The organism is Streptomyces sp. NPDC059443 (assembly GCF_042750105.1).
Taxonomy (GTDB): domain Bacteria; phylum Actinomycetota; class Actinomycetes; order Streptomycetales; family Streptomycetaceae; genus Streptomyces.
Window position 1 is genome coordinate 1 of the sequence record NZ_JBHYVM010000054.1, and the last position, 11,574, is coordinate 11,574.

General features: G+C 70.9%; 9 protein-coding genes. 4 read left to right on the forward strand and 5 right to left on the reverse strand.

Annotated features, from left to right (window positions below; translation table 11 throughout):
* Positions 1-114 precede the first annotated feature (114 nt).
* Positions 115-2,694, reverse strand: a complete 2,580-nt coding sequence (gene pepN, locus ACFXDJ_RS34220; RefSeq protein ID WP_384660910.1) for an aminopeptidase N — start codon at positions 2,692-2,694, stop codon at positions 115-117.
* A 140-nt stretch (positions 2,695-2,834) separates the two neighbouring features.
* On the opposite strand from pepN, the gene ACFXDJ_RS34225 reads away from it, so the two are divergent.
* Complete coding sequence (locus ACFXDJ_RS34225) at positions 2,835-3,065, forward strand: ribbon-helix-helix domain-containing protein (protein WP_384660913.1); 231 nt, start codon at positions 2,835-2,837, stop codon at positions 3,063-3,065.
* A complete protein-coding gene (locus ACFXDJ_RS34230; RefSeq protein WP_384660916.1) occupies positions 3,052-3,399 on the forward strand; it encodes a type II toxin-antitoxin system PemK/MazF family toxin in 348 nt (115 codons plus the stop codon). Before ACFXDJ_RS34225 ends, ACFXDJ_RS34230 begins: the two co-directional genes overlap by 14 nt.
* Positions 3,400-3,457: 58 nt before the next feature.
* On the opposite strand, the gene ACFXDJ_RS34235 is transcribed toward ACFXDJ_RS34230, so the two are convergent.
* From ACFXDJ_RS34235 to ACFXDJ_RS34245, 3 genes are all read right to left on the reverse strand, one after another.
* Positions 3,458-4,489 (reverse strand): aspartate-semialdehyde dehydrogenase, encoded by a 1,032-nt coding sequence (locus ACFXDJ_RS34235; protein WP_384660919.1) that lies wholly within the window; start codon positions 4,487-4,489, stop codon positions 3,458-3,460.
* Positions 4,490-4,710: 221 nt separating this feature from the next.
* Positions 4,711-8,037 (reverse strand): S8 family serine peptidase, encoded by a 3,327-nt coding sequence (locus tag ACFXDJ_RS34240; protein WP_384660922.1) that lies wholly within the window; start codon positions 8,035-8,037, stop codon positions 4,711-4,713.
* 267 nt (positions 8,038-8,304) lie between these two features.
* A complete protein-coding gene (locus tag ACFXDJ_RS34245) occupies positions 8,305-8,871 on the reverse strand; it encodes a CGNR zinc finger domain-containing protein (protein ID WP_384660925.1) in 567 nt (188 codons plus the stop codon).
* Positions 8,872-9,006: 135 nt separating this feature from the next.
* Here ACFXDJ_RS34245 and ACFXDJ_RS34250 point away from each other — a divergent pair, with 135 nt between their 5' ends.
* The gene (locus ACFXDJ_RS34250) at positions 9,007-9,468 is read left to right on the forward strand and encodes a VOC family protein (RefSeq protein WP_384660928.1); all 462 of its coding nucleotides are present in this window, start codon (positions 9,007-9,009) and stop codon (positions 9,466-9,468) included.
* Positions 9,468-10,349, forward strand: a complete 882-nt coding sequence (locus tag ACFXDJ_RS34255) for a pyridoxamine 5'-phosphate oxidase family protein (RefSeq protein WP_384660931.1) — start codon at positions 9,468-9,470, stop codon at positions 10,347-10,349. The genes ACFXDJ_RS34250 and ACFXDJ_RS34255 overlap by 1 nt, the downstream gene beginning before the upstream one ends.
* Before the next feature lie 35 nt (positions 10,350-10,384).
* Here ACFXDJ_RS34255 and ACFXDJ_RS34260 read toward each other — a convergent pair whose 3' ends face one another.
* Positions 10,385-11,344: a hypothetical protein gene (locus ACFXDJ_RS34260; RefSeq protein ID WP_384851208.1), complete on the reverse strand. Its 960-nt coding sequence runs from the start codon at positions 11,342-11,344 to the stop codon at positions 10,385-10,387.
* Positions 11,345-11,574: the final 230 nt, after the last annotated feature.

The following is an 11,574-nucleotide window of genomic DNA, read 5'->3' on the forward strand; positions in this document are numbered from 1 at the left end:
GCCCCCGGGGTAGCGCGGGGGGGCGTTAAAAATCCGGCCCGCCCGGTGTTTGCGGCGCGGGGGTCCGGGGGCGGAGCCGCCGGGAGCGGAGCCGCCGGGAGCGGAGCCGCAGGATCAGGCGGCGGCGGCGTCCGCGGCCTGGGCCTTCAGCGCGCGCTCGACACCGGCGCGGGACTCCGAGACCAGACGGCGCAGGGCCGCGTTCGGCTCGGCAGAGGCGAGCCAGGCGTCCGTGGCCGCCAGGGTCTCCGCGGAGACCTGGAGGGACGGGTAGAGCCCCACCGCGATCTGCTGGGCGATCTCGTGGCTACGGGTCTCCCAGACCTGCTTGACCGCCGCGAAGTACTTCGCGGTGTACGGGGCGAGGAGCTCGCGCTGGTCGGTCTGGACGAAGCCGCCGATCACCGCCTCCTGCACCGCGTTCGGGAGCGAGTCGCCCTCGACGACCGAGGCCCACGCCTCGGCCTTGGCCTCCGCCGTGGGACGCGCCGCGCGGGCGGTCGCCGCGTGGCGCTCACCCGCGGCCGTCTTGTCCCGCTCCAGCTCGGCCGCGATGGCCGGCTCGTCGGCGACGCCGGTGGCGACCAGGCGCTCCAGGAACGCCCACCGCAGCTCGGTGTCGACGGCCAGGCCCTCGATCTCCGCCGAGCCGTTCAGCAGGGCCGACAGGTAGGTCAGCTGGTCCTCGGTGCGGGCCGTCGCCGCGAAGGCACGGGCCCACGCCAGCTGGTGGTCGCTGCCGGGAGCCGCCGCGCGCAGGTGCTCCAGCGAGGCCTCCGTCCAGATGGCCAGGCCCTGGTCCCGCCACGCCGGGTCGGCGTACAGGTCGACGGCCAGCTTCACCTGGCGGTGCAGCGACTGCACCACACCGATGTCCGACTCCTTGCCGATGCCCGACAGGACGAGGGAGAGGTAGTCGCGCGCGGCCAGCTCGCCGTCGCGGGTCATGTCCCAGGCCGAGGCCCAGCACAGCGCGCGCGGCAGCGACTCGGTGAAGTCGCCCAGGTGCGCGGTGACGTTGGCGAGGGACACCTCGTCCAGGCGGACCTTGGCGTACGACAGGTCGTCGTCGTTGAGCAGCACGACGGCCGGGCGGGTACGGCCGGTCAGCTCGGGCACGGCGGTCAGGTCGCCGTCGATGTCCAGCTCGATCCGGTCGGTGCGCACCAGCTTGCCGTCGGCCAGGTCGTACAGGCCGACCGCGATGCGGTGCGGACGCAGGACGGGCTCGCCCTTGGCGCCCGCCGGCAGCGCCGGGGCCTCCTGGCGGATCGCGAAGGCGGTGATGGTGCCGGAGGCGTCCGTCTCGATCTCGGGGCGCAGGATGTTGATGCCGGCCGTCTCCAGCCACGCCTTCGACCAGGCGGTCAGGTCGCGGCCGGAGGTCTCCTCCAGCGCGCCCAGCAGGTCGGACAGGCGCGTGTTCCCGAAGGCGTGCGCCTTGAAGTACGCCTGCACGCCCTTGAAGAAGGCGTCCTGGCCGACGTAGGCCACGAGCTGCTTGAGCACCGAGGCGCCCTTGGCGTACGTGATGCCGTCGAAGTTGACGAGGACGTCGTCCAGGTCACGGATGTCGGCCATGATCGGGTGCGTGGAGGGCAGCTGGTCCTGCCGGTACGCCCAGGTCTTCATGGAGTTCGCGAAGCTGGTCCAGGCGTGCGGCCACTTCGAACCCTCGGCGTACGCCTGGCAGGCGATCGAGGTGTAGGTGGCGAACGACTCGTTCAGCCACAGGTCGTTCCACCACTCCATGGTGACGAGGTCGCCGAACCACATGTGCGCGAGCTCGTGGAGGATCGTCTCGGCGCGGGTCTCGTACGCCGCGTCCGTCACCTTCGAGCGGAAGACGTACTGGTCGCGGATGGTGACCGCGCCCGCGTTCTCCATCGCGCCCGCGTTGAACTCCGGCACGAAGAGCTGGTCGTACTTCGCGAACGGGTAGTCGTAGGCGAACTTCTCCTGGAACCAGGTGAAGCCCTGCCGCGTGACGTCGAAGATCGCGTCGGCGTCGAGGAACTCGGCGAGGGAGGGCCGGCAGTAGATGCCGAGCGGGACGGACTGCCCGTCCGGGCCCTCGTAGGAGCTGTGCACCGCGTGGTACGGACCAACGATCAGGGCCGTGATGTACGTGGAGATGCGCGGGGTGGGCTCGAAGCGCCAGACGTTGTCCTTGACGTCGGCGGCGTCCGGCGTCGGGGAGTTCGAGATGACCGTCCAGCCCTCGGGGGCCGTCACGGTGAACCGGAACGTCGCCTTCAGGTCGGGCTGTTCGAAGTTGGCGAAGACGCGGCGCGCGTCCGGGACCTCGAACTGGGTGTAGAGGTACGCCTGCTCGTCGACCGGGTCGACGAACCGGTGCAGGCCCTCACCGGTGTTGGTGTACGCGCAGTCCGCGACGACGCGGAGCTCGTTGGCGCCGGCGGCGAGGTCGCCGAGCGCGATCCGGGAATCCCGGAAGACGGCGGCCACGTCCAGCGCCTTGCCGTTGAGGACGACCTCGTGCACGGCCGGGGCGACCAGGTCGATGAAGGTCTCGGCGCCGGCCTCGGCGGACTCGAAGCGCACGGTGGTCACCGAGGGGTACGTGCCGCCCTCCTGCGCTCCGCTGAGATCGAGTTCGATCTCGTACGAGTCGACGGTGAGCAGCTGTGCGCGCTGCTGAGCCTCTTCACGGGTCAGATTCGTGCCTGGCACGCGGTCATCTCCTTCGATGGTGACGTTCCGGCCCATCCTTCCACGTGGATCGGCTTGCCGGGTGGGAGTAATCCACGGGCGAACGCGACCCCCGGCCACTTCGGTGGCGCGCCTTGTCCTACCTCGGTAGCATTGAGGGTATGAAGATCAGTGTGAGCCTGCCGCAGGAGGATGTCGCCTTCGTCGACGAGTACGCGACCAGAACGGACGCCGACTCGCGCTCGGCGGTGATACACGAAGCGATCGAACTGCTGCGTGCCGCGAAACTGGAAGCCGAGTACGCCGAGGCCTTCGCCGAGTGGGACACGGATGAGGACTCGGCCCTCTGGGACCGGACGGCTGGAGACGGGGTCACCGATGAGGCGTGGTGACATCTACCTCGTGGACCTCGACCCCGCGCGGGGCAGCGAGGCCAACAAGGTCCGGCCGGCCGTGATCGTGTCGCACAACGCCGCCAACGAGTCGGTGGTGCGCAATGGCCGCGGGGTCGTCACGGTGGTGCCCCTGACGTCGAACACCGCCCGTGTCTTCACGTTCCAGGTCCTCCTGCCGGCAGTCGATTGCGGCATGCCCAAGGACTCGAAGGCGCAGTGCGAGCAGGTCCGCGCGGTCGCCGCGGAACGCCTGCGCCAGAGGGTGGGCGTGGTGCCGCGCCAGCGCATGACGGAGATCGACGTCGCGCTGCGGCGCCATCTGGCGCTCTAGATGCACGGAAGGGGCGCCACCGTCACGGTGGCGCCCCTCAGCCGTACGCGCGCCGGGGTCAGCCCTGGCGCAGCTCCTGCGCGACCAGCTCAGCGATCTGGACCGCGTTCAGCGCGGCGCCCTTGCGGAGGTTGTCGTTCGAGAGGAACAGCGCGAGGCCGTTCTCGACGGTCTCGTCGACGCGGATGCGGCCCACGTACGAGGCGTCCTTGCCGGCGGCCTGGAGCGGGGTCGGGATGTCCGAGAGCTCGACGCCCGGGGCGTCCCGCAGCAGCTCGTAGGCGCGCTCCACGCTCAGCGGACGGGCGAAGCGGGCGTTGACCTGCAGGGAGTGGCCGGCGAAGACCGGTACGCGCACGCAGGTGCCGGAGACCTTGAGCTCCGGGATCTCCAGGATCTTGCGGGACTCGTTGCGGAGCTTCTGCTCCTCGTCGGTCTCGAAGGAGCCGTCGTCGACCAGGTTGCCCGCGAGCGGGACCACGTTGTAGGCGATCGGCCGCTGGTAGACCTTCGGCTCCGGGAACTCCACCGCGTCGCCGTCGAAGGTCAGCTGGTCGGCGGCCTCGGAGACGGCGCAGGCCTGGCCCTTGAGCTCGGCGACGCCCGCCAGGCCCGATCCGGACACGGCCTGGTAGGTGGTGGCGACCATGGCGGTCAGACCGGCCTCGTCGTGCAGGGGACGCAGCACCGGCATCGCGGCCATGGTGGTGCAGTTCGGGTTCGCGATGATGCCCTTGGGGCGGTTCGCGATCGCGTGCGGGTTGACCTCGGAGACGACGAGGGGCACCTCGGGGTCCCCGCGCCAGGCGGAGGAGTTGTCGATCACCACGGCGCCCTGCGAGGCGACCTTCTCGGCGAGGGCCCGGGAGGTGGAGCCTCCGGCGGAGAAGAGCACGATGTCCAGGCCGGAGTAGTCGGCCGTGGAGGCGTCCTCGATGGTGATCTCGCGGCCCTCCCACTCGATGGTCGAGCCGGCCGAACGGGCCGAGGCGAACAGCCGCAGCTCCTCCACCGGGAACTTCCGCTCGGCGAGGATGCCGCGCATGACTCCGCCGACCTGTCCGGTGGCTCCGACGATTCCGACCCTCACGGTGACTCCCTTTGATCCGTACGACGCGGGCGCGCGTGTAGCCATCATGCGTTCGACCCCACGAGCCTTGTCCAATCCATTGTCCGAGGAGCGGACGGCATCCGGGCGCCGCCGCGTATATCCGGGTGTACCGGCATGCGGAAACGCGGGAGGGGCGGGTGCCCAGGCACCCGCCCCTCCGTCACGCGGTCATACGGTCACGCTGTCATACGGTCGCTCCGTTACGGGAGGACCTTGTCGATCTGCACGCTGCCGGTGCCGGCGGCGGTGCCGCGGGCGTTGAGCAGCTTGATCTCGCCGAAGAGCTGGCGGCCCTCCGGGGCGGCCCCGCTGACCAGTACGTTCGCGGAGACGGGCGCCGAGGCACCGTTGGCGATGTTGACCGCGGCGGCCTCGTCGACCTGGACGGTGCCCAGGGCGGCCGAGTAGTAGACGTCGCGGTAGTCGTACGTGGTGGAGCCGGACGGCACCGAGTACCCGGTCACCTCGATGGTGTAGGTGCCCGCGGCCGGGTTGGCCAGGCTGACGGCCTCCTCGGCGCTGCCGCCGGCGGAGATGCCGACCTGGACGCCGTCCTTGAAGACGGCGAGGTCGAGGTCGGCCGCCGTGTCGGAGGTGTTGCCGATCTTGACGTCCAGGCGGGAGACGCCGGCACCGATGGTGACGGTGGACGTCTGCTTCTCACCGTTGGCGATGGTCGGCTTCGTGACGTTCGCGGAGCCGAGCTCGCCGCCCTGGAGCTTGCCGCCGGTGATGGCGGCGGCGTTGTTGGTGACGGTCCACTGGACCGGCGCCGGGGTGCCCTGCTTGACCTCGGGCAGGACCTTGACCGCGGGGTCGAAGGAAGCGCCGAGCAGCGAGACGTCGAGCTTGTACGGGTTGTCGAGCAGCGGCGAGGTACGGCGCGACTCGACCTCGATCTCCCAGACGCCCGCCTGCGGGTTCGGGTAGGAGCGCAGGTCGGGGCGGCACTTGTTCGCCGGGTTGTCGTAGTTCGGGTAGCACTGGGTCGTCGCGCTGTCCTCGACGCCCACGCCGTACGGGTGGATCGAGATGAAGCGCGTCTGGCTGCCCGCCGCGAGCCCGCCGAGGGCGACCTCAAGGCTCTTGGCGCCCTGCGGGACGGTCACGAAGTACGACTTGTTGCTGTTGCGCTGCACGGACGAGGTGTCCGAGTAGCTGAACGAGGGCTTCGCCAGCGGGGTGGAGACGACGACCGTGGAGAGGATCATCTTGTCGATGCCCTCGGTGAACGGGTCGTCGAGCTGGAGGATGCCGCTGTGCACACCGGCGGTCTTGGCCTTGGCCTCGACCTTGATGGTGACCGGCTTGTTCAGGGGCAGCATGACGTAGTCGTCGCCGAGGACCTTGAACGTACCGTCGTTGTTGCGCCAGCTGAGCTTGTGCGGGGCGCCGTACTTGGAACCCGTGGTGCGGGTCACGACGACGTCGTAGACCTTCTTCTGGCCGACCTGCAGGCCGCTCTCACGGTCGTAGACGCCGGTGCCGAAGCCCGGGGTCTTCAGGAACTGGTCGAGCGCGGTGTCGACCGGAGCCTTGACGGTGAACTCGTTGGCCTTCGCGCCGCGCCGGATGGACTCCCACGCGCCGGGGATGTTGATCAGGCCCGAGCCCTGGGCGTGCGCCGGGACGTCGTCGATCTTCTTCGCGCTGCTGGTGAGCGCGACGCGCAGGTTCGCCGGGGTGAGGGCGATGTGCTGCTGCTTCGCGGCCGAGATCAGCAGGGCGGTGGCGCCCGTCGCCTGCGGCGAGGACATCGAGGTGCCCTGGAGCATGGAGTAGCCGGCCGGCAGGGTGTAGCCGGCCTCCTTCACCGGAGAGCCGGGCAGCCAGGTCTGGGTGGTGTTGATGGACGCACCCGGGGCGGTGATGGTCGGCGTGAAGCCGCCGTCCTCACGCGGACCGCGCGAGGAGAACGGGAACATGTTGTACTTCTTCGTCACGCCGGAGCCGTAGTTGGCGGCCCAGGTGTCCTTGGAGACCGCCGCGCCCACGGAGATGACCTTGTCGGCCAGGCCGGGGTCGCCGATGGTGTTGATGCCGGGGCCCTCGTTGCCCGCCGAGATGACGAGCTGGACGCCGTAGGTGTCGATGAGGTTCTTGTACAGTTCGGAGCGCGCGTTGTTGCCGTCGTTCAGCGCGGGCAGGCCGCCGATGGACATGTTGACGATGTCCACGTGGCGGTTGACGACGAGGTCGATCATGCCCTCGGTCAGCGCGATGTTGGTGCAGCCGCCGGACCAGGAGCAGGCGCGCGAGGAGACGATCTTCGCGCCGGGCGCCTCGCCGTTCATCGCGCCGCCGAACAGGCCGTTCGCGGAGGTGATGCCCGCGACGTGGGTGCCGTGCTCGGACTCGATGATGCCGATGTTGACGAAGTCGGCCTTCTTGCCGATCCAGTCCCCGCCGTAGGGGTCCATCGGGACGTCCTTGCGGATCTCGATGGTGAACGGGATCCGCTCCACCACCTCGGTCGCGGGGTTGTCCGTCCCGAAGTAGCCGATCTGGAAACCGTCCTTGTACGGCTTCATCGGCTCGTTGTTGGTGAAGTCGCCGTCCTGGTCGGTGTCGACGCGGACGGTGCCGGCCACCGGGTCGTACAGCATGCCGAACTTGTCGGTGGTGTCGCCGTCGCGGTTGACGTCACCCTTCATGTCACCGGTGGCGGTGATCGACTCGCTGAAACGGCTCCACTGGTACGAGCCCTCGGGGGCCTTCCAGCTCTGGCCGCCCGCGGTGAAGGTGCCGCCGGTGGCGGTGACCGGGGTGATCTGCGGACGCCAGGTCGCGTCGCTGTCCGCGATCGGGTCGGTCGCGGTGACCCAGTCGACGATCTTGCGCTCGCCGGTGCTGGTCTTCTGGAGCGCCGGGTGGCCGAGGTCGACGCCCGAGTCCAGGATGCCGATGGTCACGCCGCGGCCGTCGGCCGTCGGGTTCTTCTTGAGGAAGTCCAGCGAACCGGTCTCGAAGGACGGGTTGTACGGGTTCTTCGCCGGGGTGTTCTTGTCCGGGCCGGGGTAGGCCCCGGGGGCGGGCTTGGCGGCCGCGCCGGACTCCTTGCCCGCGTCCGGACGGGGGTCCGGAAGCTGGATCTCCTGGCGCAGGTCGATGCCGTGCACGGAGTCCAGCTTGGCCGCCGACTTCAGCGCGGCGTCGGCCTTGTCGATCGGCAGGGTGGCGCGCACGTAACCGAGGTCGTCGTACGTCTTGCCCACCGAGGCGCCCTTGACGGCGTCGAGCTGCTTGGCCACCTGCTGGGTCTGTCCAGGGGCGGTCGCGACCATGACGGTGACGTTCTGGTCACCCTTGTCCTTGGCCTTCTGCAGCAGTTCGGCGTCGACCGAGCCGAGCTTCTGGTCAGCCGACTTGACCGCCGGGTTGGCCGTGGGGGCATCGGTGCCGGTCGCCGCGAAGACGGGCATGGCGCCGGTGGCCACGAGGGCGGCCACCAGGCCGGCCGCGGCCGCGACGCGCACGGCGCGCCGGGTCACGGGTATAGAGCTGGGGGAGTCGAGGGTCATCAGCATCCCTGGCTAAGTGAAAGATACGGTCCGGATTTCGGTGCCGGATGACCGGTCAGCCTCGCGTAAGTGACAGCCCTTTGGGGAGAGTTGTCACTGACCGATACATGACATGGCGGACTCCCGCCAGCTCACGGGATGCGCCACAGAGTCCGTACCGGGGCAGAGCGGTACGAACCTTCGGGCTAAAAGATCGACTTATCGATTTCCCGACCATCCGTCAAGGCCGGAGTACGCCCCTGCCCGGGATCGGGTGTGACAACTTCGAGGTGGTCAGCGCTCGCGCGTGCGCGCGTAGTGCCGTGATGCCTTCGCCCGGTTTCCGCAGGCGGCCATCGAGCACCAGCGTCGGGTGCCGTTGCGCGAGATGTCGTGGAAGTGCAGGACGCACGTCTCGGAGGCGCACTTGCGGATCCGGTCGGGGTCGGAGGTCAGCAGCTCCAGGTAGTCGCGGGCGGCCGTCCAGGCGGGGCCCCACGAGGGGTCGTCGAACTCGGAGCGCTCGCCGGCCCCCTCCGCGGTCAGGGTGATCCGGATCCGGCCGTGTTCCAGGACGGCGTCGATCAGCGAGCGGGCGCTCGCGTCGGCCGGGTCCGCGACCGCGCGGGCCAGCGCCTCGCGGGCGGTCAGCAGGTGCACCAGGGTGGCCGCGTCCGCGCGGAAGCGGCCGGCCAGCCCGGCGCTCTCCAGCCAGATCGCGAGTCCCTCGACGCGGGTGAGCCCGAAGGCCCCGCCGAAGAGGTCGGTGAGCTCGCCCTCGTGCATCCAGCGCGTGTTGATCAGGTCCAGGGCCACCGGTTCGCCGGTCAGGGGGCGGGGATCCGTCGCCGGTGTCGCCATCTCTAGATCCTCCTGGTTCCGGTCTTACTAACCCCCTAAGCGTACGGGAGCGGTTGACGCCCGCGGCTCTAACCGTTAACTTAGTTTTAGAAGGTTAGAGAGCGCCCCGCGAGGGGCCTTCCGAAAGGACCAGCCATGACGGCTCCTGTCATCAGCAAGCTGCGCACCGGCCACGTGGGCCTGAACGTCACCGACCTCGCCCGTTCGCTCGCCTTCTACCAGGGCGCCCTGGGCTTCGAGGTGCTCGGCGAGGGCAAGGAGGAGGGCCGCCGCTTCGCCTTCCTCGGCCAGGACGGCGAGCTCGTCCTCACGCTGTGGCAGCAGGCCGAGAGCGGTTACGCGGCCGCCGCGGCCGGACTGCACCACCTCGCGCTGTCGGCGGACGGCATCGAGGAGGTCCGGGCGTACGAGGAGCGGCTGCGCGGCCTGGGCGTCGAGTTCGCGTACGAGGGGGTCGTCCCCCACGGCGAGGGTGCGTCCTCCGGCGGGATCTTCTTCCACGACCCCGACGGGACCCGCCTGGAGATCTCCGTGCCGAGCGGCGCCGAAGGCGCCGAGGCTCCCACCACAGGGGCCCCGACCTGCGGGTTCTTCTAATGCCCGAGTACCACTGGGGCTCGCTGGCCGTACAGGACCGGGTGGGCGTCCGCGAGGTCGCGGCCCATGTGGGCCGCTCGGTCGCACCGCGGATCAAGGAGGTCGCCGCGGCCTTCCTGACGCAGCAGCCGCACCTGGTCGTCGGCGCCGCCGACGCGCACGGGCGGCTGTGGAGCTCGATGCTGACCGGCGCCCCCGGCTTCGTACGGGCCACCGCGCCGGACCGGATCGCGGTCGCCGGCGGAGTCCCGGAGGGCGATCCGCTCGCCGGGGCGCTGGCCACGGGCGGCACCCGGGTCGGGACGATCTCCCTCGACCCGCGCACCCGGCGCCGGATGCGGCTCAACGGACCCCTGGAGGTGACTCCGGGCGGCTTCGCGCTGTCGGTCGAGCAGGTCTTCGCGAACTGCCCCAAGTACCTCCAGAAGCGGCAGCCCGTCCAGCTCGCCGCCGAAGGAGCCGGTGTCGTGTGGCGCGGGGACGCGCTCACCCCCGACCAGGAGCGGGCCGTCCGCGCCGCCGACACCTTCTTCGTCGCCACCACCGCCGAGGCGGACGGGGCCGACGCGAGTCACCGGGGTGGGCTGCCGGGGTTCGTGGAGGTCCTGTCGCCGACCGAGCTGGCCTGGCCGGACTATCCCGGGAACGCGATGTTCCTGACGCTGGGGAACCTGCTGACGGACGAGCGGGCCGGGCTGCTGTTCCCGGACTGGGAGGGCGGGGGGCTGCTCCAGCTCAGCGGGCGGGCCGAGACGGAGTTCGGGCCGGGCGGGTCCCGCAGGGTCCGGTTCCGGGTCGAAGCGGTGGTGGAGAGCGTGCACCCGGGGCGGCTGCGGTGGAGCACCCCGGAGTACTCGCCCGCGAATCCGGCGCTGCCCTAGCCGGCGCCGCCGGCTCTGCTCGGGCCGGCGCCGCCTCACCGGGGGAGTACGACGAGGTAGGCGGCGGGCTCGCGGTCGCCGGACGCCGTCAGGGCGGTCCGGACGACCGCCGCCTGCTGCTCGGGCCAGTCGCGGAGCTTGCGCGGGGTGATGTGCAGGACGGTCACCCCGCACCGCTCCAGCGTCTCCCGCTTGCGGACCGACTCCGACCACTGCTCGTCCTCGCCCTGGCGCGGAGCCCGGGTGTCGATCTCCAGGGCGACCGCCTGCTCGGGCCAGTACGCGTCGACCCCGCCGAGGTGCGGGCCGCCGGGCAGGCGCAGATCCACGTTCCAGACCGGCTCGGGGAGCTCGAAGCCGCGTACGAGCTGGTACAGCCGGTCCTCGGCGATGGCCCGCCCTTCCGCGAGCAGCGATTCGACGGCGTCGACCACGTGCGGCCGGTTCAGCAGCCGGGCCACCGTCAGTTCCCGCACCACGGCGGCCGGTTCGCAGTGCCCGCCGCGGACGGCTTCGCTGAGCAGGCGGCGGACCGTGCCGGCGTCGGAGAGCTGGGCGACGGCGTCGGCGACGGCGCGGGCCACGGGGGCGACGGGGAGGCCGGTGACCTCCATCGGCCGGGGCGGGGTGTGCGACCGGACGATGCGGACCTGACCGGCGGACCGCAGCCGGCGGGTGTTCGGCACGAGGACGTCGATGTGCGGGAGCCCGGCCAGGGCGGGGGCGGCGGAGAACCGGTACAGCGCGAGGGCGGCGAGCCCGGTGACCATGACCTCGTCGCCGCGGCGGCCCGCGTAGAGGAGCGCCGCGTGCAGCCGCTCCTCGCTGGTCGCGGGGCCGGAGTGGAGGAGGAACACCCCGGGCAGGATCTGCTGCCAGTCGCGGTCGGCGGCGTCGGAGGCGGAGACGCCGTGCTCGCGGAGCTGGGCCAGCGAGAGCACGCGGGGGCGGCTGCCGGTGAGGTGGGCGAGGGGGAGGGGTGCGTTGTGGTTCATGACGCGGTGATTCCCTCAGGCCATGGCCTTGCTAACCCCTGTTACACATCCGTCGGCAAATCGGGACAAGACGGGGCTAAAGTACGGACGTTCGACTGCCGATGGGATGCGCCGGTGCGGCCCGGTTTCGGGGGGGGGGGGGGCCGCCCCCCCCCCCCCCACCCCCCCCCGGGCGGCCCGGGGCCGCCCGCCGGCCGGGGGGTGGGAGCGACAGCGGCTGCCACCCCACC